This window comes from Brevibacillus aydinogluensis (assembly GCF_961514395.1).
Lineage (GTDB): Bacteria > Bacillota > Bacilli > Brevibacillales > Brevibacillaceae > Brevibacillus > Brevibacillus aydinogluensis.
In genome coordinates this window covers 1593360-1615236 of sequence record NZ_OY569118.1, presented here as the reverse complement: position 1 = coordinate 1615236, position 21877 = coordinate 1593360, and the positions used below count along the sequence as shown (strand labels likewise).

General features: G+C 43.0%; 20 protein-coding genes and 1 pseudogene. 3 read left to right on the top strand and 18 right to left on the bottom strand.

Annotated features, from left to right (window positions below; genetic code table 11):
- Positions 1-786 precede the first annotated feature (786 nt).
- From Q7F15_RS07935 to Q7F15_RS07920, 4 genes and pseudogenes are all read right to left on the bottom strand, one after another.
- A pseudogene (locus Q7F15_RS07935) lies at positions 787-1410 on the bottom strand (SOS response-associated peptidase).
- A gap of 735 nt (positions 1411-2145) precedes the next feature.
- Entirely contained in the window at positions 2146-2274 is a 129-nt protein-coding gene (locus tag Q7F15_RS07930; RefSeq protein WP_304415361.1) for a hypothetical protein, read from the bottom strand.
- 45 nt (positions 2275-2319) lie between these two features.
- Positions 2320-2796, bottom strand: a complete 477-nt coding sequence (locus Q7F15_RS07925; RefSeq protein ID WP_304415360.1) for a hypothetical protein — start codon at positions 2794-2796, stop codon at positions 2320-2322.
- A 73-nt stretch (positions 2797-2869) separates the two neighbouring features.
- Positions 2870-3394, bottom strand: a complete 525-nt coding sequence (locus Q7F15_RS07920) for a YqxI family protein (RefSeq protein ID WP_304415359.1) — start codon at positions 3392-3394, stop codon at positions 2870-2872.
- A 337-nt stretch (positions 3395-3731) separates the two neighbouring features.
- Here Q7F15_RS07920 and Q7F15_RS07915 point away from each other — a divergent pair, with 337 nt between their 5' ends.
- Positions 3732-3938, top strand: a complete 207-nt coding sequence (locus Q7F15_RS07915) for an alpha/beta-type small acid-soluble spore protein (RefSeq protein WP_304415358.1) — start codon at positions 3732-3734, stop codon at positions 3936-3938.
- A 102-nt stretch (positions 3939-4040) separates the two neighbouring features.
- Here Q7F15_RS07915 and Q7F15_RS07910 read toward each other — a convergent pair whose 3' ends face one another.
- From Q7F15_RS07910 to Q7F15_RS07890, 6 genes are all read right to left on the bottom strand, one after another.
- The gene (locus tag Q7F15_RS07910; protein WP_304415357.1) at positions 4041-9272 is read right to left on the bottom strand and encodes a hypothetical protein; all 5232 of its coding nucleotides are present in this window, start codon (positions 9270-9272) and stop codon (positions 4041-4043) included.
- Positions 9273-9498: 226 nt separating this feature from the next.
- Positions 9499-10236, bottom strand: coding sequence for an IS21-like element helper ATPase IstB (gene istB, locus Q7F15_RS07905; RefSeq protein WP_212133733.1), 738 nt, complete (start codon positions 10234-10236; stop codon positions 9499-9501).
- Positions 10233-11729 carry an IS21 family transposase gene (istA, locus tag Q7F15_RS07900; RefSeq protein ID WP_212388566.1) on the bottom strand — a complete coding sequence of 499 codons (1497 nt, stop codon included), beginning with the start codon at positions 11727-11729 and terminating at the stop codon, positions 10233-10235. The genes istB (Q7F15_RS07905) and istA (Q7F15_RS07900) overlap by 4 nt, the downstream gene beginning before the upstream one ends.
- A 168-nt stretch (positions 11730-11897) precedes the next feature.
- Positions 11898-12338 (bottom strand): hypothetical protein, encoded by a 441-nt coding sequence (locus Q7F15_RS07895; RefSeq protein WP_497197334.1) that lies wholly within the window; start codon positions 12336-12338, stop codon positions 11898-11900.
- Between the two features lie 354 nt (positions 12339-12692).
- On the bottom strand, positions 12693-12890 hold the full coding sequence (locus tag Q7F15_RS20565; RefSeq protein WP_368509261.1) for a transposase: 198 nt from the start codon (positions 12888-12890) through the stop codon (positions 12693-12695).
- Between the two features lie 142 nt (positions 12891-13032).
- Positions 13033-13695, bottom strand: coding sequence for a hypothetical protein (locus Q7F15_RS07890; protein ID WP_304415355.1), 663 nt, complete (start codon positions 13693-13695; stop codon positions 13033-13035).
- Positions 13696-13892: 197 nt separating this feature from the next.
- Here Q7F15_RS07890 and Q7F15_RS07885 point away from each other — a divergent pair, with 197 nt between their 5' ends.
- Entirely contained in the window at positions 13893-14183 is a 291-nt protein-coding gene (locus Q7F15_RS07885; protein ID WP_304415354.1) for a hypothetical protein, read from the top strand.
- A 29-nt stretch (positions 14184-14212) separates the two neighbouring features.
- Here Q7F15_RS07885 and istB (Q7F15_RS07880) read toward each other — a convergent pair whose 3' ends face one another.
- The 4 genes from istB (Q7F15_RS07880) to Q7F15_RS07865 all read right to left on the bottom strand — a co-directional run bounded on the left by istB (Q7F15_RS07880) (position 14213) and on the right by Q7F15_RS07865 (position 16914).
- A complete protein-coding gene (gene istB, locus Q7F15_RS07880) occupies positions 14213-14980 on the bottom strand; it encodes an IS21-like element helper ATPase IstB (protein WP_008409491.1) in 768 nt (255 codons plus the stop codon).
- Entirely contained in the window at positions 14977-16200 is a 1224-nt protein-coding gene (gene istA / locus Q7F15_RS07875; RefSeq protein WP_008409807.1) for an IS21 family transposase, read from the bottom strand. The genes istB (Q7F15_RS07880) and istA (Q7F15_RS07875) overlap by 4 nt, the downstream gene beginning before the upstream one ends.
- Before the next feature lie 193 nt (positions 16201-16393).
- A complete protein-coding gene (locus Q7F15_RS07870; protein WP_304415353.1) occupies positions 16394-16564 on the bottom strand; it encodes a hypothetical protein in 171 nt (56 codons plus the stop codon).
- A 71-nt stretch (positions 16565-16635) separates the two neighbouring features.
- Complete coding sequence (locus tag Q7F15_RS07865) at positions 16636-16914, bottom strand: hypothetical protein (protein WP_304415352.1); 279 nt, start codon at positions 16912-16914, stop codon at positions 16636-16638.
- A gap of 624 nt (positions 16915-17538) precedes the next feature.
- Between Q7F15_RS07865 and Q7F15_RS07860 the strand changes: the two genes are divergently transcribed.
- Positions 17539-17958, top strand: a complete 420-nt coding sequence (locus Q7F15_RS07860; RefSeq protein WP_304415351.1) for a hypothetical protein — start codon at positions 17539-17541, stop codon at positions 17956-17958.
- 227 nt (positions 17959-18185) lie between these two features.
- On the opposite strand, the gene Q7F15_RS07855 is transcribed toward Q7F15_RS07860, so the two are convergent.
- The 4 genes from Q7F15_RS07855 to Q7F15_RS07840 form a co-directional block, all read right to left on the bottom strand.
- Entirely contained in the window at positions 18186-18671 is a 486-nt protein-coding gene (locus Q7F15_RS07855; protein WP_304415350.1) for a Rok-like winged helix domain-containing protein, read from the bottom strand.
- 113 nt (positions 18672-18784) lie between these two features.
- Positions 18785-19171, bottom strand: coding sequence for a hypothetical protein (locus Q7F15_RS07850; RefSeq protein ID WP_304415349.1), 387 nt, complete (start codon positions 19169-19171; stop codon positions 18785-18787).
- Between the two features lie 16 nt (positions 19172-19187).
- Complete coding sequence (locus Q7F15_RS07845; RefSeq protein ID WP_304415348.1) at positions 19188-20099, bottom strand: hypothetical protein; 912 nt, start codon at positions 20097-20099, stop codon at positions 19188-19190.
- Between the two features lie 258 nt (positions 20100-20357).
- Entirely contained in the window at positions 20358-21200 is an 843-nt protein-coding gene (locus tag Q7F15_RS07840; protein ID WP_304415347.1) for a hypothetical protein, read from the bottom strand.
- Positions 21201-21877 lie beyond the last annotated feature (677 nt).

Genomic DNA, 21877 nt, shown 5'->3' with positions numbered 1-21877 from the left:
CTCCCCTTTTTTTCAATTGATTACTACTTGTACCAAAAAGAACCTTTTTTTAGTACACGATCAAAAATTTACTATAAATATTCTATGGTTGAAAATAGTGCTTTAGCACTAAATGCAACTAATCTACATTTCACTTTACAAGCTTGTACTGGACTCCGAAGTTTCCCATTACTGCTTATACCTTGCCACGTAGCCGAGTCTCCTAAAAAACAAAGTAGTTGTCTTTAGCAAACAAATCCCAAATCCAAGGAAGGATTAGACCTGTTCAATGGTTTAATGGCTTTACGGATTTGCCTGCACAGAGGCATTGACCTATCGAATTCTTTAAATAGAGAAATGGAGTTTTAAAAAAAACCACCTAGCTTAGAAAGTTAGGTGGCTGTAAAAACGTTCAATTTCATAATTGTACCTTTACCACAGTTATTCCATCCAATGCACGATATCGGATGGCTTCTGCCACATGGGAGGCCTCGATCTGCTTGAATCGGCCAGGTCGGCAATGGTGCGAGCCCACCTTGACGATCCGGTTGTAGGCACAGCGAGCGTTTAAGGGCAAGCGGTCTGATATCGATAGCATTGAATCACCCTCCCTCCCCTTTGATGCTGACCTCTTCATCTTGGCGAACAAAACACCACAAAAGTAAGCCCGCATTATGTCCAGCTGATCAAAAAGGGCCGATTGTATCATGGATATGTTGGCTAACTCATTCTTAGACAAGTAAAAGGAGGTTGCGGCTACTGCCAAGCAACCTACTCAATATATTCAGGGAAATCATGTTTCGAGTTTCAAACAATCACAGATTCTGGATGCGCTCGCATTTGAGTGGCATCATATGGCACGTGTATCGGCTGTAACAAGTCGGGATCATATTTCTCCCGGTCCAGCCAGATGTCTTCATCCTCCGGCCGCAGAATCACCGGCATCCGATCGTGGATGTCAGCGACGACTTAATTGGGCCGGGTGGTAATGATCGTGCAGGTGTGAAGTTTCTGGCCGTCAGGCGCCGTCCACGTGTCAAACAGGCCGGCAAAGGCAAACAATTCCCCGCTCCGCATGGTTAAACGCATCGGCTGTTTTCGACCGTCCATCTGCTTCCACTCGAAAAATCCGTCCGCAGGGATCATACAGCGCTTGCGCTCAAACAGCCTCCGAAAAGCCGGCTTCTCCTGCAGCGTTTCGGCGCGCGCATTGATCATCTTGTAGCCGATTTTATCGTCCTGTGCCCAAGATGGAACCAGCCCCCAACGCAATTGGCCAATTCTGTGTCGCCCACCGTCGGCAAGAATGGCCGGGATCTGCTGACCGAGGGCGATGTTGTACCGTGGCCTCAGATCAAACGGGATCTCCTGCAGATGGAATCGACTCATCAGTTTTTCAGGGTATGTGACTAGTGTAAACCGTCCACACATGTGCAATCCCCTCCTGCCACCATCATACCTCAACAGATAAAAAATAATCCCCCGCAGTAGCGAGAGAACGATGAAAGAGGGTATCCTCTGTCATTATTATCATTCTTTCGTAAACATAACCATCAATCAGCTCGTCGATTTTCTATTGCACCTCGACCTATAGCATTGCCTCGTAGATTCGAATCATTGCAGTCTGACCACTATCGCCACTCGCCGATTTATTATTCCATGAGTCAGCCTTCTTATCCATGTTACTTTCAAACAAACTGCTATATTTCTCGATTCCAACTCCAAAAATGCTCTCCTTGGCAAACGATAAAGCGATCAAGCCATTCTTCAAAATTGAGTGGTATTCGTTGAATATCACCCTCTTCCACGATAACAAGATAGTCCCTGTTTCCTTGTTTCACTCGTTCTGAATCAATAAACAAATACTCGCCATATCCGTGATAAGTACCAATCATATACAACAAATTCTTTTGCAGTTATCGGTTTACTTCGAGGAACGGGTTCAGCCATATATCCGTTAAGAAAGGAAAGGCTTCATCCCCAAAGAGATTTTCTTTCTCTCCATCAACACGTCAAGGGTTCGCTTCGCCTGACGCCCTTGACCCTGTTGGTTCCGAGAAAGACGTTCCGATTAGGGGATGAAACCTTCTCATATACTGGTTGATTGAGTTTACACAAAATTGTTGACAGACCCAATTAGTAGGTTGAGAGGATATACAAAATATTTTATAGACTCTCGTCTTTCTTTTCCTTATACTCGTTGAGTAATTCTTTTATCTTATCGATAACTTCAGGTGGAGCATCTTCAATTTTTTTAAAAAGCTCTAATAATTCTTTTGCTTTGTTCTTATCCATGTTCAACATTTCCCTTCTTTATAAAATTGACTCCGTCTGGACTTTCTAAAGCTTTATTTCTGAGTCGTAATCATGTGGATTTACCTGTGAGAGTAAGTACTCACAAAGCGAGGTTTGCATACCTTGATCTTTCATTGCTTGAATGAGTCTATATGCAACGAGATTACTTTCGACTTCAAGAATCTTCGTGATAGCCCCCTCCACATCTTTATATTGGAGAGGAGTATCACTAAACAATATTTCAGAAGAAATACCAACATCTTTTCCTCGAATGTGATCTAAATTTTTCCCTTCTAGCTTTTGAGATAGAGCCATGAACAATAGCTCAATGGCTGTTTTTTTGTCGGGTGAAATTTGATATTCCACTATGAAATTATAGTACGGAAATTTAGGATCTGCTTGTTTGCAAATGGCTAATGTTAAAATAAAATCATGTAATTCCTCTACTTTTTCACGCAACCCTTTAATAATCTTGTCTTGGTCTTGTACTTTCAATTTTAATTCTTCAAGTTGATTGTCCATCTCAATTGCTCCTTTCTAATCTCATATAACGAAAGGGGCTATAAAAAGCCCCTTTTAGATTATACAATTTGCATTACGTCAAAAGAAATGTAACTGTGCGAGCGATAGCATCGGCAATTGGCAAAGCATACGTGCCAGAGATTCCGGCAGCCGTCAAAGCTTTGTAAAGTTCCTTTTTGATGTAGGATTGAGTAACTTCTTCGAGTTCATCAAGCTTATCAGCGACTTTTCCAACGGCTTTGGCAATTTTTGAGCTATTTTCTTTAAACACTTTCGCAGTATCAGCATCAAGCCATTTCAAGATATGTGCTACTTCGTCGCCACCATATTTAATTGCAGCTTCGATTACTTCAAGAGCCAATTTTACCAAATAGCCCAATTTTCCTTGAATCGTAATGTTGTCTTTACTAACCTTTGAGTCAACTTGTTTCTTATACTCTGCCTTCTTTTCTTGCAGCTCTATCAGTTTTTTTTCATAAATGCTTTTGTTAGTGATAGTCTGAGATGTAGAAATTTTGCTACTACTTGCAGCGAGAGCAGATGATGTAAGAGAAATTGTGCATACTAAAGCAAGAGAACCCAAAACCAACTTTTTCATTTCCTAGCTCCTTTCCAAAATTTTTACATTTATGATATTATTGAACATGGTAGTAATTGGGAATACACCAATGGAACTATTTTTTTAGGAAAAAGGGCCTGTTTTCCTCTAGCAATGCAAGCGTAAAATGAAAACATGAAAAGTTATTCTCGAGAGAATGCTTCGCAATCTCCCTGCGACACCTCCCGTGAGGACTATGTCCTCCAAAATACCTAGTAAAAAGGAGTGCATGCACGATTTATTAAAGACTTAGGCGTATAGCATGTAGTCCTTTGATCAAGGAAACAAAATAAAACAAAACACTACAGTAATATACGTACTTCAATGAAAGGAGGGAATGATTCAGGTGACACGAAATCGATCAAACAATTTACTTGTCCCACAAGCCAATAGGACATTGGACCAATTGAAGTATGAAATTGCTACTGAATTCGGAGTGATACTTGGCCCCGACACTTCATCAAGAAATAACGGTTCTGTAGGAGGTGAAATGACAAAACGGCTTGTAGCTCTTGCCGAATCTCAACTTGTACAACGCAGTTAATAAACGCAAATGCCGTGTATCAACTGGCATGGATTTACCCGGGTTGGTAATTGAATTAGGAATAAAATAAAAAAGCAGAGGAATTATCCTCTGCTTTTTCCTTTATTCAATTGTAAATGGTTTCTCTACCAGCTCGCTGTATTTGTTAAACTTCATTGCTTTGGAAACCACTTTGTATTGACCCGGAGCCAGGTTTGCTTTGATCACTCGATAGTCCCAACCGATTTTTCCATCTGCTGTCTTTTTACCGAGCGCATTGCTTATCAACTTACCGTCTGCTGCATAGAGGTAGAAGTAGACACTCACTTCCGGATCATTGATCGCATCCACCGTGGATGTAATCAGTGTGTAGGTTGCATCCAGTGGCGTAACCGTTACAGCCAGATTTTGTGGTACTGGTGGGTTCACCATCTCAGGTGTCAGAGTTACGGTCTGCGGATCGGAATAGCTGGAAGTCCGGTAACTACGGTTGTAGGCTTCGATTTTTACCGTATACGTGCCGGCTGCAAACCCTTTGAATTCCTTCTCCACTCCAGAGCTGATGGCCGTGCGTGATTTCAACGTGCCATTTGCATCGTAGAATACCGCGTACAGGCTTGCAGAGGCATCGTTGTTGGTCGCTTTTACTTTAATCACACCGTTATTACTTACGGTCACACTGTTCAAAGTCGGTGCTACCGGCATCTCTGCTGATTTGGTTGTTACTGTGAGCTCAAGTGGTTCCGTGAATTTGGTTCCCACCTTCGGTACCAGCTTGTACTTATAGGTTGTACCACCGTCTACAGTCGTATCGGTAAAGGAAATCTTCGGTGCATAGACAACCTTCGCGAACTCTTGTTTCGTTCCGTTGAAGCGATACAGCATATAGTAGGTGGCCCCATCAATCGGTTTCCATGTCAACGTCACACGGTTGAACTGTACATCGGATGCGTAGAAGTTCTCGTCCCCTGTTTCCGCTGGCGGTTCTTGCTGGGTGGTCACCGTAATCGTGTCACTTCCGGTTACATTGTTTTTGGAGTCATATACTTCAACAGTGTATTCGTAGGTGGTTTGTGCATCCAGGTTCGTGTCGGTGAAGTACCCGTTCGATGCAGGTGCTCCCGTATAAATCACTTGACCGTCACGTTTCACCACCGCTTTGTTGTATCGAAGTTCGGCTGTCCAGGAGATCTTCACGGATTTGTGGGTTACATCGGACGTGCTGACGGTTACATTGTTCACCACGGGATCTTGTACATCCTCAAGGGTCTTCACGGTTACGGAGGCCGGAATGGTCTGGTTGCCGTTAATGACGGCTTTCACCTTGTAGGTGTACGTGGTATTGGCGGCAACCGTCAAATCCGTAAAGGTATGGGTTGCTGTAGAGCTGCGCTTCTCCAACTGACCGTTCTTGTACCGCTCCACGATATAGTCAGATGCACCGCTGATCGGATCAAACGTCAGAACCACCCGATCCTTTTGTACGTCCGTTGCTTTCAGATTCTGAACCGTTTGGTTCTCAATCTTCACATCGCTGTTCTTGGTGTCAACCGGGTTCCCCTGCGCATCGAAACCGATTACTTTGTAGCGATACGACACGCCAGCTTGCAGGTTCCGATCCACATACTCCGGTCCCGGACCATCATAGACTTTGGTGTCGTTGCGATATACCTCGTAGCGAACGGCCCCTTGAATGTTCAGAGGAATGCGGATCGAGGTGCTGTCCTCTACTTGCGGCTCATTTCCATAGGTCGGATCGGTTTGTCCACCGTCTTCGAAATCCAAAGGCGTATCAATCGTGACCGACTTCGGATTCCCGACTTCCGTGCCTTTCTTCGGAGTGACGCGGTATTCATACGTCATTCCGGAGATCGCAGTGTCATCAACGAAAACCGTATCGGTTACGGTGCGAGATTTTTCCTTGATACCTTCCGCATAGCGCTCCACGATATAACTGTCCGCACCTTGTACGGCATCCCAGGACAGGTTTACCGTGTCATTTACGATGGCCGCTTGCAGATTGCTTACCTCGAACGGCACTTGCGCATCTTGGAAATCGATCCCGAAGGTAGCTACCAGATTTTCGCTGGCATTCATCACTTTGCTTTTATCGATAGTCACTTGTACATTCGATACGTCATTCGTGTTCTCATGAGCAGCCGCTTTACCCGAGAAGGAAATCTCCAGTTGGGTATCGCTCACACGCACAACATTGGCCGTCAGGCCAACCGGTACGTTGGATACCGTAACTCCGCTTTCTACATCAGAAGCGAATGTTCCGCCCGTGATGGTAATGGTTTGCTTGTCGGTAATCGAACCGTCATTGGCAGGTGCTTCTACCAGTGTTGCCTTCCCTACCGTCATCTGCACTGGAACGGCTGGCAATGAGATCTCGCTCGTGATGGTATCAATCGGGTTTCCTTGTGCATCGTATCCCACCACTTTGTACTGGTATGTTTGACCAGTCGGGAGGTTCCGATCCACATATTCCGGACCTGGACCATCGTATACTTCCGTGCCGTTACGGAACACTTCGTATCGAACCGCTCCCGGAATGTTCAGCGGAATACGAATTGAGGTACTGTCGGTCACTTCCGGTTTCCCATAGGAAGGACCAGGATTTTGCAAGTCAGCCGGAGTGGTGATGGTCACAGACTTCATTGTCCCCAACTGAACCCCCTGCTTCGGCGTGACACGATATTCGTAGGTCGTGTTGGCCACAACGGAATCGTCCTGGAAAATTGAGTTGGTAACCGTGACACTTTTCTCTTTTACACCATTCACGAAGCGCTCCACCAGATAGCTGTCTGCGCCTTGCAGATTGTTCCACGAGAGATTCACGTGTTCGTTCACAATCGCCGCTTGCAAATTGCTCACCTGGAACGCATCTTGGAAGTCGATCCCGAAGGTCGCAACCAAGTTGGCCGTTGCGTTCAACACTTTCGATTTATCAATGGTAACTTGCACGTTTGACACATCGTTCGCGTTGGCATGGTTGGCAGCCTTCCCCAGGAAGGAGATCTCCAATTGGGTATCGCTTACCCGAGTGACGCTGGCGGTCAGGCCAGCCGGCAGATTCGTGACAGTTACACCGGATGCAACATCAGATGTGAAAACACCGTCGGTCAGGTTCACGACTTGCTTTTGCGTAATGGAACCATCGTTTGCATCTGCTTCCTTGATTGTTGCAGTTTCAATTGAAATCTTCGGCACCGGATCATTAAAATCAAACGTAAAGGTTCCAGAGGTTACCGGACCAGTTGCACCGGTAATTTTGTCTTGAGTTAAGGTAACACTTGCATTCAACACATCATTAATGTTGGCGTGGTTTGTTGCCTTGCCATTGAACACAATCTCAAATTGAGTGTCGCTCAGACGATTAACAGTTGTAGTCAATCCCGCCGGCAAGTTATTCACCGTGATACCGGAAGAAAGGTCTTGAGCTAATGTACCACCTGTTACCGTTACTAATTGCTTTGCAGAAATGGACCCATCATTTGAAGCATCTTCAACGATAACTGGACTACCCAAAGAAATGCTTGGACCTGCCGTTAATGTTTTCACTTGGTTCTCAGTAGGCATAGGTACACCACTGTACTTCTCTGGTCGCAAAATCATTCGTTGGTATACCATTACTCGACCTTGATTGTTTTTGTAAAGTGTTCGTATATAGTAGGCTTTAGATGGATCAAGACCACTCAAAATAGCTGTTCCAGGTTGTCCTCCAAATGATACGGAAGTATCTTGGAAGTTTAATCCGTCCGTTGCTACTTGCCAACGTAGCATATTACCTGTGGTTACCCCATAATCCACGATGTCATCGGGGTAATTATTATTGAATGCAACTACTGCCTTATCTCCCTGATCAAGAACGAGTTTCATCGTATGGTCAGCCAAGCTAGATTGGTTCGGCGGAAGAAGGACCTCTCCCAATTTATATAGTGCATCAGATGCTATCGCATACATACTATTGTCATTCGCAATATATAATCCACTTCTCAGCTCTTGAATAGTAGATCGTGTACGAATCGTGAATGATTCTGTATCTACGATGTACACACCTTTCGGACCAGGAACGTATAAAGATTTCGTAGATTCATCCAGAACCATTTCATTTTTTAGGCCATTAGTTAAGATTTCGTCCAAAGATAATTTGGAAACAGTCGTTCCTTTCACCTTGAACAGTGTTGGTACACAGTTGTTTTTGTACTGATATTTTGGAATGAACTCAAATCCCAATACATAAACAGAACCATCTTTAGCAACAATCGGTTTGGAGAGAGTTTCGTAACCGTCATAATACATTGTTGCTGGATTATATTGGTAAGACAACTGCTGATTGTTTTTAAGTGATCCGTCTGGATTAAACGAAATCAAACTTACTTCTGATCTTACCGTGCGATAATTTATGTTAGGGTGATTACCCGTTACATGGTATGAAGCCTGTACATAAAGAGTTTTATCCGCCCCAATTACCACTTCTGAAACATTAGGAATCTGAGATGCCAACACTTTTCCCGTCCATAGATAATTACCATCACTTTTTCTATATGCCTGAACGACAGCGTAATAACTGTCTGACGATGTATTATTACCTGTTACTCCGAAACTAAGGTAAATAGTATCATCGTTACCGACAGTAAGATTTATCTCACTTTTGGAAATAATGGACCAACCTACGGGAACAATCTTATCAAATTGGATACTTTTATTCCATTTAACCGTTCCATCTGGATTAAGCGCAATTATATTCGAAGATCCTACCCCGATTATGGTCCCATCATGAGACACCGCAAAATCGGAGATATTACCGGCTCGTTCCCACTTTTTATTCCCATTGGAATCAAAACAATAAAACTTACTAGAGGAACCTACGTAAAGGTCGCCCGAGGAGCCAATAGCAATTTGCTCCCCCCAAAGAGAAGGAACACTCCAAAGAACTTTACCAGATACAGCATCAACAGCCCTTAAATCTTTACCTAACACATAAAGTGTACTACCGTTTTTGGCAACTGCTTTTTCGTTATTCCCAGTGAGCTTCCAGCTAAATGAGTTATGATAAGTATTTGGCGACAATGAATATTTGGAAATCTGAGACCAACTTTTATTGTTCGGAATGTCTGCTCCAGAAGCATAACCACCGGAATCATATCCGCCGCTATAAATAGATCTTACTGTTTCATCCAAACCGTAGTTTGTATCAAAACTTCCTTGGGCAGCAAATGCTTTATTAATGAGAACGGGTGATAGTACACTATAAGGAACGACTCCCGATGGAATTCCCCCCATACTAACTAGGCCAGAGAGTAGTGACATCACCACCATTTTTCTTTTTAATGTTGATTTACCTTTCATTATCTTCACCCCTTAGTTCATCTAATTTAAATCGTAACAAATTACCCCATAGCCACTTGGCTACTTTTTATGGGCCGTTTGGCTACTTTTTATGGGCCATTTGGCTACTTAATATCTACATAAAAAATAGACGGCGGATGCCGTCTTTTAGAAAGCTATTAAGTGAAAGGGTATCATTCATGTGTTTGGCAAGTAGAAAATGCTCAATTTGGCAGCCATTTTGTGCCTAACCTTGCCACGCGTTTTCAGGTCCCGAAAGCGCATGTCGCAATCGGTAACTCTCGCCAGTAAACGCTAGAATGTGAGCATGGTGTACGAGGCGATCCACCAAGGCCGCCGTTAGGCGGCTATCTCCGAACACCCGAGTCCACTGCCCAAACTCCAGATTTGAAGTCACAATAATGCTGTTTCGTTCGTAACAATCTGCAATCAAGTGAAACAATAATTCGGCCCCATCCTGGTGAAACGGAACAAATCCTAACTCGTCTAGGATCAACAAGTCGCATCGTTCCATGTCCTTCTTGAAACGTGCAAGTGTCCCGGTGTGGTGACGTTGCTGTAACTGCGCCACCAAATCTGCTACCCGGAAGAACCGCACGTTGTATCCTTCCCGGCACGCTGCTACCCCCAGTGCCGTCGCTAGATGCGTTTTCCCTGTACCGACTCCTCCTAACATCAAAATGTTTTGTCGCTTGTGTACGAATTCAAGCGAACACAACGCGTGCTGTGTCAGGCTGGGTGGAAATGTGATCGATTCAAATGTGTAATTCTCCAGTGTCTTGATCTGATGAAATCGTGCTTTTTTCAACAGACGACGCACCTTGGCCAGCTCTCGTTGTTCTTTTTCGGCCCGCAAGACCGCCAACAAAAATTGTTCCCGGCTCTCAAATGGCTGTGAGGCATAGTGATCCATCACATAACCTAGCCGTAAGGCTTTGCATAGTCGACGAAGTTCCTCTTTCACGGTGTCATCACCGCCCGTTTCAGTTGGTCATATCGGGAGATATCGGGCTCCTGCTGTAACAACACCGTTGGTGTGTAAGGATCAGTAATGACCTCAAACGAACGGTCTGGATGCTGCATCCGATATAACCGATGTTCCATTACCGTCCAATCGGGGGTTGGGACTGCTAATACGTGATCGAGTTGTTCTAAAGTTGCTCCACTTTTGAGCTGGCGAATCAACCAGGAAAGCCTGCGGCGTTTCTCATCAACCGTTTCTGCTGACGTTAACCATTTTTGTATCGCCATCGGCAGGTTGCCGAACAACGAAGCGTACGGGAGAGCACGTGGTTTGGCCTGAAAAGCTCGCAACACGGTGACCCAGTCAATGGGTTGCCCCTGCTGCATGTAAGGGCGGGCTATGGTCGTTATGACGCGCTGCTGAGCATCCAACACGTCGACTGTGTCCCATCGAATTTTGAGCAACACGGTTTGACCTGGCTGTGTGCCCGTAAGGGGAATAGGTGTACCATCCAGTTTGATTTCCCCGTAATTGTTCACACGTGCTGGCCCCAAACGAACCGCCTCAAAGGGCATCATCGGCAATTGAAGCAATTTCCTTTGGTCATGCTCCCACAATTTGCGAATCGACTCTCCCTTGGCGTAGTGGAGTCGATTTAAGTCTTGTTCTGCGCGTTGATCCAGTTGGATTTGCAGTTCCTCAAGACTGGATCCGCTCGGTGTTGGCACACACCAATTGCGTCGTGTATATCCGACTTTGTTCTCGACATGTCCTTTCTCATGACCGCTTGCCGGATTACAAAAAACGGGTTCGAATCGATAATGTAATACAAATCGCTCGAATGTGTCTGTCAGGTGCCGCTGTCCTTCCGGACCTACAGATACAACGGCAGCTGATAGATTATCGAACCATAGTCGTGTTGGAACCCCGCCGATGCGCTCAAATATGCGCCGCAGTCCCTCTAAGAAACATTCTGTGTTTTCAGCTGGCAACAACATGGCAAACGCGGCGTTGCTGTACGGGAAGGATATCGTCAGTTGCTTCATGGTTTGCTCTCGACCATTGAGGATGACCTGGACTGTGCCGAAATCCACTTGAGCCTCGCCGCCAGGATGCTCCAACCGCAGGTAGGCCATTTTGTCTTGTTGTCTCAATTCCTTGCGACGTTTGGCCACGTAGTACCTTACGGTACGGTCGCTGCCAGTAAAGCCGTGTTCGGCAACCAGCCGGTCATAAATTCGTTTCGCTGTATGCCGCTGTTTCCGTGGGCGTGTCCCATCCTCCAGAAGCCATGCATCGACAATATCGAGATAGGGCTCCAACACTCGATAGCGGCGTGACACCGACTTCATTGGTTGATTCCAGTCGTCGCAATCTGCGTATTTTTTCGCAGTTCGCCAATGAATCCCCAATTTCTTTGCAATTTGATTTATAGAGAGCGCTTCTTTCTCTCTCAAATGTTTGATAAACTGAACATAAGCCATTGCTAGCATTCCTTTCATCCTCTCCTGTCTGATGTCGCCAAACAAGAGAGTAGAGTGATGAGGGAACGCTGGCAAGGTTTTTTTACTTTCTATGGCATGCTCATCAATTGGGCATTTTCACATTTCCGAATTCGGCACATTTAGTTTGCCAAATACACATTCAAAGTAAAACACTTTTTACATCGCTACATCATCGAGATCTATAAGGTTAACTCTGACTGTTTTATTGCACTCTGAAAAACCAAATATCTTTGCGAATTTTTTTGCAAAATCCTTGTTAATGAACCATAACCCTTTACAACTGTGTATAAGGAAAGCAAACCTATCCAAGAAGGTAGGCAACAAAGTTAATGTGCAAACAAACGAAACTAAAAATTCCTCCAAGTTGTGAGGAGTTTTTGAAAATAAAAAAACTCCAGGTCCGTGAAATCTTCTTACGCTTTCCTCACATTCACCTACATAAACTGTCACTTCACCTATCAATCCATTTTTAGAGCCCATAAAATCTCTAGCCTTTTTCTTTAGCATTTCAGCGGGGCATCCTTTATATCTGCTTATGAGTTCACTATATTTTGTTCTTGCAACTTCTTCTTCTGAACCATTCCATACAATAATCATTTTATCCACTATTTCCACCTTCCCCTGTATCGCTTCTCTTTACCAAGGATATGCTACGTTTCTGAGAGAAATGACCAGTTTCAACAGGGGCTTCAGGAAATGATTCCGTAACGACTCCTAACGCCTAAAAGGCGGAGAAGGCGGAGGTTTCTCAATTCATCTTAGAGATCAGCTCCTCTCATTGCTGATGGTTCAATATATGCAGGATTTTCATCTTGAATGTACTTTTCACTATTTCATAGCAGACTGGTTAGACTGTTCCGTAGCAGAAGCAATTCGTCCAGAGCGACAGAATTCAACGATTCAGAGAAGGGATTTTTCATGGGGCATTCCCCCTCTTAATGTGCTTGACCTTCAGATGGATACCGAGTTGTGGTTGCAAGAGAGAAGCAGATGCACATTGTCGGGCATTACCTCCAGTTCGATTACCTCTCCTCTGAGTTTGGTGACTTCGGCATGGCTGATCTCCTTGACACGAACATTAATGGGCGGAGTAATTGCTTTACGCCGATATTTCGTCCAAAACAACACATGGTATCGGCACTCAAACACCACGTGGATTTTACTCTTCACATCGCTCCTATTGCAGCTATATTTTATCGATCATAACATACAAAACCCCGCCTCTCATCCCCATTCCTGAAGGCGGGGCTCGGCGGGGTTCTATAAATAAAGACATTCAAAGGAAATCGTTTCAAGTAAACAGCGATGGGAACATCTGTTCAGCCTTAATTTTTGCTTTCAACAGGTTTTTCGGGTTGGATAGCATCATCTGGGATGCAGCTACCATGGATTGATGAATCAACTCTTTTGGACCTACTTGCGAGACGATTAAGATATTAATCAAATCCCTTTCATGTGTCTTTCGTTTTCTACAATCATTAACGTGGTTGGACCATGCCTGGTCAGAAATAGATAACGCAGTTTTCAACTCTTTGGAGGTAAGTCTGATATTCAATTCCCTCAAGGTATATGCGATTTTCAAAACCGCTTCACCGGTTAGCCAACCGATTGTTTCTAACGTTTCAAGCATTTCCAACGTCCAGGAATATTCACTTGCTAATAATGACTGATCCTTCTTTTTATCTCGCAATCTTTCGATGTATCTCCTATTGGTGTAGATATCTGTTGTTAAATCAGCCACAGCAATTGCATACATCTTATTCAAGATCAATAATTGGGTCCACATTAAACGTAATTTTCTTCTTTTCGTCAAATCATCCATATGCTTAAACATCTTCTCTTTATCCATGTACTTATACAAATACGAAACCACGAAACTTTGCAGACTTGCTATTTTCTTCACCTTTTTTTCAAATGCCCTATTTTTAAAAATATACTCTTTGTATTCTGTCATAGCATTCTCTTCTCTTTCATTATTTTCTTAGACAATTTAATGATACTACAAAACTAATTTATGTAAACCATGATACACATTATAATTTATCTCTGGTACAATATTACTGCATATATACAATATATTCACTCTAATTTTTTGGACGTTTTGAAATACAAAATGTTACATTGTAAACCACATAAGGAGTGTGAACATGTTTGGCTACTTTGGTCATTGCAGAGAAACCTGATGTGGCGGTAAAAATTGCTCAAGCGATTATTGGAAAGTATACAAAAAAAGATGGTTACTTTGAGGGGAATGGCTACCTGATTACATTTGCAGTTGGCCATTTATTGGGTCTAGCTGAACCAGAAGTTTACAATGAAAGATATAAAAATTGGGACCTTAATGACTTACCAATCATCCCAAATCAATTCCTATTAACTCCAAATCCAAAGGCCAGCAAGTGTCAACGCCGACTTTATTTTGACCCACCATCGCCGGTTTAGAATTGACCCACCCGGCGATTTTTTGTTGGTTAGGTGGTAGAGGGGGAGCCGTAGGCTCCAGTCCTCATCTTCTCACGAAGTCGGTAACTATTCCCCCTAATATTGACGATGTGGGAATGGTGTAAGAGCCGATCCAGGATAGCCGTAGCAAGTATCGGATCGCCCATCAGTTCCCCCCATTCACCGAAACTCTTGTTGCTGGTCAACAGAATACTCCCTCTCTCGTATCTTGCACTTACTACCTGGAAAAAGAGGTTAGCTGCCAAACTGTCAAACGGTAAGTAACCAATTTCGTCAATAATCAGGAGCTTTGGTCGAATATAGATGCGTAGGCGTTTATCCAGCCTGTTTTCCGTGTAAGCTTTTCGCAGATCTTCGATGAGTTGCGAGAGACTGACAAAGTAAACGGATATCCCTTGCGAGATGGCTTCTACAGCCAACGCCACCGCCAGATGACTTTTTCCTACTCCGGGAGGCCCTAAGAACAAGACATTCTCGTGTCGGGTTACAAAAGTCATCGTGGCCAGCTCTCGAATCAACCGTTCGTCAATGCTGGGTTGGAAAGCAAAATCGAACTCCTCCAGCGTTTTTCGGTAAGGCAAGTGTGCGAGTTTGGTGCGTACCTCCATATTCCGTTTTTGACGTTCCGCTATCTCTGCATCTAGAAGCATGTTGAGAAAGGACAGATAGGTGGGCTGTCCATGACTTGCCGCTTCCAAATGGGCATCCAAGAGTAGAGCCGCTTGCTGAAGCCCAAGTTCCTCAAGACGTAGCCGTGCCTGTTCCAGTTCAATCATGCTCCCACCCCCGTCAGCTGCTCATAGACATCCAGCGAACGCACTTCCACTTGCTGCGATGAAATCTGTCGGGCTTGCGGACGTGGATAGGCATATCCTTGAGCAGTCGTAAGACCTGCATACTGGTTTTCACAAAAAACAGTTGCACGGGATCGATAGACCTTTTGGTGTCGAGCAATACATGTGCCGTCGGCCCAGATTTCCACCCACCCATTCACTTCTCGCACGGTACCCTCACGTCCACTGTACCTCCATGGAACCCCATATCGTACACCATCGTAGCTAACAAATCCGTCTCGGCTGACCTGTCTCGGTTCATGCAAGTATTTTTCCCATCGTTCAGCTGAAGGGATAGGCGACAGATTTTCCTCACGGAGTCGGTCGATGGGACGTTCGCCGGTTGTTCCATGAATACGGCGGTTAATCCGCTCGCACCAGTGTAGGGCTTGTTGATTGAGATCCTGTAAATCAACGAAGCGTTTGCCAGGAAGAAAGTTGTTTTTTACGTATTGAACGCCTCGTTCCACTTTTCCCTTTGTTTCGGGGCGTCGAACTTTGCATACTTTTGGAACAAGCCCAATCGCTGCAGCAAAGTCGGCAAAAAGCGGATGCCAGCGAGGTTTTCGATCATCTCCCATGCCCAGTACGACGGTTTTCATCTGGTCGGTCAGCATTACCTTTGGGATGCCCCCAAAATATTCAAAAGCATGAATCAAGCAACGAAGAAAGCTGTGAATGTCACAACGCTTAGTGAACTCTATATAGGTGGAACGAGAGTACCCCAATACCATGACAAATACCGGCACTTTTCGGACTGTACCGTCCAAATCTACGTAATCACACAGTCCCCAGTCGACCTGTGCATATTCACCAGGTTTCGTCTCGTAACGAAGAACAGCGGGAACTTGTTTGGGAGGACGGAAGTCCTTCACATAGTCTTTCAAGATGGTACGTCCCCCGGTATACCCCTTTTCTCGTAGAAGATCGAATAAAACCTCGCAGTTATAGATACCTTCTTGAAGACGTTCCTGCAGGAACGGTTTATACGGATCAAGCTTGGAACCACGAGATTTACGGGTTCCCTTTTCGGGGGAGAATTCACCCCGGAGATATCGGCGAACTGTATTTCGAGAATGCCCCGTTAGACGGGCAATTTCACGAATACTCTTGCCTTCTGCCCTCATGGTATGTAACGATATCACTATCCCACTCCTTAGCATGTGTCTCCCTCCGAAGATTAACTTGGCCGTTAATTACGAAGGGGATATATTCGCTATGGGTGGGTCATTTTCTTTCCGGCGAACCTGGGTCAATTATATCCCGGCGGTGACACCATCCTCCTGTTCCATCTACACGAGTGGGCAACAGAGCACATAAAGGAGGAGGACGCTGCTGCATCCCCCGATGCTCCTGTCACTTTTCCTCTACGCTGTCCACTTTCCACACTTTAGGCGCTTTGTCACTTTTCGTCGTTCCTTCTGCTAACGTCAATTCGATTTTCACGGACGCACCTTTCCCTTCATCTCGCTTGAACAGGATGACCGCCTTGGTCTTATCGCTATTTACCAGCAAGACTGGCATCATATCTCCAACCTTTTGATGCTCAGACATCGCCGAGAGCAATGCTTCGTAAAAACTGCTCTTTTCCTGTTCACTCATTGTCGCTGTAAAATGGGAGCGATCAGCATAGTCATACTGCGTCCAACCACGATCATCAAACGTAAAAGTCTCTTTGGCACTCTTCCAGGCCTTCTCAATCTTTTCATTTGTTTCTTTGGATTTGTTTCTTTGGAGCGGTGTATTTTCATTTTGTCTGCTTGCTTTACGTCTGCTGTCATCTTCGATGCATTTGCGTCTTCTGCTCCGTAGAAGCTCCCTCCAGCAATTGCTGCAACTGCAAACATGCCGACAACCATCCATGTACGCTTTTTCACAAACAGACACCCCACACTATTTTAAGCATAAGAAAATTCGCTTGAACTACCACCTGCAGTGTTTTTTGCCGATCTTCCAACGCCCCATAAGAATCCCGGATTCCTAGAATTTACTGCCCCATCAATACGTATGACGATTTCGCTTTACAATCGTTACATATGTTTCCACTATTTTCTCAATTAGTACATGTACAAAAGATCCTCGACAATGTTCAAGAACGAATTTTATATAGCACTCTAAAAAAAGAAAAACTTTGGTAAACCCAAAGTTGCCTGCACCTGTTCACTTGGTCTTTGGCGTTTCAAGAAGCAATACCTTGGCCATTTCCTCTTTAACCTTGATGGAAACTTTGGTGGGTCGCAGATCCAATAAAGCCAACGCTAGTCGAAGACAGCATCAGCTTGTGACGTAACGGCTTTTCTACATGTCTACAAATTGTGGTCTTGACAATAGCCTTGGATTTTCATCTCTCTGTATCACTTCCCACAATGCCCTTATTTAGATATAGAGTATCAATTCGCTGTCATTTGTTAGAAATAGAAACCGTGCAGTGAGTATGTTTATTATTGGAATGATGAGAAGTAAAATAAAGGCGTAAATGGTATAAAGAGGGGGATGCAAACGTGTTGACATACTTGAAAGGAGCAGGGTGTTCGTTATTAGTTGCAACTATTTTGTATCTTACTACAGTCGTGGAGTTCGAAACTCCTCCTGGTGTAATTACATCTTATGATGTTGGGATTTTATTTATTGCCTTGTTTAATTATTTAGGATGTGCACTTGGCTTTCTCGTTCATGCTGCATTAACTAGAATACGTATCAAAAGTATACCTGGATCTGCTGTTATTTTTATATTATTAGGATTAGCATTTTCTATGACTTTAGATTATATATTTGAATTGAATTACAAATTTTACTTTATTACAATAGCAGGATCTCTTGTTTACTATCTTGCTCAACTTATTACCAATAGACATATCTCAATCGTGTTATCATTCCTCGGACCACTTACAGCATTATCGTTTTTCCTGTATTTTGCATAAACTTGCCTGTTGATACGATAAACAACTCCTTTAGCGATTGCAGACAAACTCCCTCTACAGCCAATGGAGGCGAAGAAGTTTGTCTGCAATCTTGCAGTAACTTGACAGATCTTTCCTTACCCCAACCCTACCGATTGATCCCCCCTGCCCGCCCAAACTGCCACACTCCTGACCATTGCTCTTTCTAATTCAAAGTTGCAACTGGTTACAAAACTGCGTAACACTCATCATTTCACAATCGAAAACATTAGCTTTCTGCCCTCCTTCTGTACTTGAACCCTTTCTGAGTACTTCAGTGCCTTTTGGATAATGATGTACGGATGCGGCCATTCAAATCCCTGATGTTTTTGCAGCTCCCCATACAGTTGTGTCAGTGTCAGTGGTGCTGTCGCCTCCTCTAAAATGGCTTCCACTTCCCGAGCGATCCTGGGATAATCATGATGCTGATATGGCCTTCGGACTCTCCCTGCTCGCTTTGCAGACATCTCAACAGGAACAGCCGTTCCAATTGTTGTTCCACCTTGTTGATCATCCATGCCAGAAGGTACACCAAACTGCTCATCCAACTGACGGATTCGATGTAATAGCTGCTTGATCTCCTCCGCCAGTTCTTTGTCCCGTTGTAGATATTCTTTTCTTATAGATACTCGTTGCTCAAGCAGAAATTGTAATGTCATCTGTAGTGCCTGACGCTCGTTATTTGTGGTAGACATAATCGACTCCTTATAAATTTTCATTTATATTTTTTTCGATAATTCGATTTTCTCAACATTTTTCCCAATTTTATCACAATCACAATAAACTTCTAATTCCCAAAAGACCTACATCACAACCGTGAGGCAGGTCTTTTTACGATTTTTTTAATTTCTTCGAGAGGAAGGGAATACAAGATAATACATAAGCATCCTACAAACCCTGCCACACTGAGTGTTGTATCGTAATCATGATACTGATATTTGATCGCCATCACCATAGATCCTGCCCAAAAAAGTGAGGGGAAAAGAAAAAAACACCATAACAAACTCTTCTTTACTATTCTGATATAGAGAAGCATGATCAGGGTGGAAACTATAATGGTAAGCAGTGTACTCCTCATTTCATCAAATGAAATCCTTACTGGGATATTACTTGAGAGCAGCATTTTATAACTCCAAAGAAGCATAAACCAACCACTAAATAAAGTACCAGCTACTACTTTTAATGTTGTCTTCATTTCTGACCACCAACGCTTATACAGTGTTGTTTGTCAGCACGGGAACTACCGTCCATTTGCTCCCATCAGATAATGTCTCAAGTTTGGCAATTCCATGTTCAATTAATAACGTGATAACCTTCTTACTCACTAACATTTGCCGAACAACTGTTTCTTCATTGATAGGGTAATATTCATAGGTAAAATTAAAATCCTGCATAAATTGACTAATCTTTTCATCATAACAATAGGGAAATTGTAAATACTCTACAACACCACATTCAGGGCATGTTTGCTGTTTGATATGAGGATCATTACGCAATTGGTCGATTACAGTTTGGGGTGGCAAGATATTTGTGGGAATAACCTGAAAGGCTTTCTCTCCAGTTGTTTTCCCTTTATGAATCACCTCTCGTAATTGATACCCGGACAAATTCCACTCATTAAACTTATTCGCAAGTTCTTGAGAAATAACCAAATATTTATCAACAAATATGATCGGGAACTTTTTCATGACTGAAGTATTAATTATTAAATTGTTTTTTGTAACTTTCTCATTTCTAGAACATCTTGCGCAAAATGGCACAAACTCAACTATTGACTTACTGGAGTGATATAATTCCGGTCTGTTGCCTATTGAGGTGATTCTAAATAATTCGGCGTTTTTCATCTCGTCATCAGTATACGTATATTCATATCGAAATTCACGAAAAGTTGGCGTCATATTTCCATTTGCTTTTTCATAGATTGCGTTGAGATTCTTGACTATTGTTGTTATTAGCTTAGTGTCATATGCAATTTCGAAATTGTATTGGACAAAAACATCATCTCGTATAATATCTGCTTCTGGTATTACAAAATCTTGTATTAGACTATGAAGAATTTGATCGACCTTATACTTAATTTTAAGATCATATACTTGAAAAGTGAAATAAACGTTTATCTTCATAGCTACACCTCATTTTTATGATATTAAGATTATATCATACTCTCTAGAATAATTTGGATAGTTTTGATAATAACTGAGCGTGGTTGCTTCTAGGAATGCTTTTGGATTTTAGTCAATTCTTCTCAAAATCATCTCATCTATACCAAGCTATTCTACTGGCTTTTTGTTTTAATATAAAAAACACCCTCTTTACTCAAAACTGATTTTGAGTAAAGAGGCATAGAAAACCCTAGTCATGTTTTATATATAAATAAATATTTAACGACGAACACTGTGTTGTTTAGTTTTAGAAAATTCATACAAGAATTCGTAAACTTCATCATTAGTATCTTTCCATAGTTTTCGATATACATCAATATGAGCCTCTAATATTTGGTTGCGAGTATACTTATTATAGTCTTCACCGTAAGGAATCTTTTTTCTCATCGCACTAGTTATTGGATCGTGGTACTCCTTAGGTATTGCAATACATAACATATCGTCTTCATGGGTTCCCAATCTAGATGCAAAGCGTTTCTCAAATATATGATGTCGATGCCAACCATATGGTCTACCATCTTTAAGTTCATCATATGTTTTAACTCCAAGTTTTAGTGACTCTTTAAGTGTGTCACTATTTTTTATCATTCTTTTTACGCCACTTATGGCTGGTATCCCGGGAAAAATTACAGCGGCACCATCCATTACAACATAGAACCCATTCCAGAAAGTCGGTTCTGTAATGAACTCCACAAGAGATATAGTGAAGTTTCCGACATCAAAAATGGTATCTACAAAAAGCGGTTTTATTTCTCCATCTGAAGACAGGGCTTGAAAGTTCCTTAAATCCTTATCATTAACAGGCTTGATATTAATGTCCGTGACTTTTATTCCGTTATTAATACCTTGAAAAATAGTCTCGTCAAGTTTAGTTCCTTTTGTAAGGAACATTGTAATTGTTGTTTCTTTTCCATCATCAGATTGGATTGTCAATTCTGCAATTCTATCGATATTCTTTTGGTTAGGTTGAGTAGCTGCATTTACAGGGATGTTAACCGAAGTAAACAGTAATGCTATTGCAAAAAATAGACAAAGTACTCGATTAACAAGGCTTGATTTCACTTGCATTACCTCCCTACACAAAAGAAATTAGTAATCATGTGGACAAAGTGACACAGTTACATAATCTCACCCTCTTTATCCAGATTTTGGAGGTTTCCCACCCATCCATACTATACAAATTTTGGATCTGTATGTAAATAAATCATTTTGTGAATATTTTTTAAAAAATTGTGGCAAAACATCTATCTTGCCTAATTCCTCGTGTTCTTTTCAAAAAACATAAAAAAAGCGCCTCTGCTTACGCAAAGGCGACAGTACCACTATGTGCTCATTCACACTATGAACTAATCCTTTCCCCACACATGTACATTTTCTTCGCGTGGAAGAACGTCACGTGTGGACAACGTTCTCTCCCCAAATAATTCATTCAAGTAACCGGCCACTGCCTGCGCTGCAAACCGGTTGGTTATCAACCGCTGCGGCTCGGATGCAATCACTTGGGAACATGCCAGACGAGAAGGAGCAATCTCGTCCGTATCCTCCAATATGTCCGCACCGCTTCCTGAACGGTTTTTCCGTTCATTCTCAATCCGGCTACGACTTGACCGGTCCAGCCGGTATTCGTGTGACGCTGCTGCTCCTCTTCATAACTTTATCTCATGGTCAGCATGATTGTTCCCTAAGCATCGCCATACCCTGCTATGTATCCCCTATCGCCATAATTGAGGACTCGACAT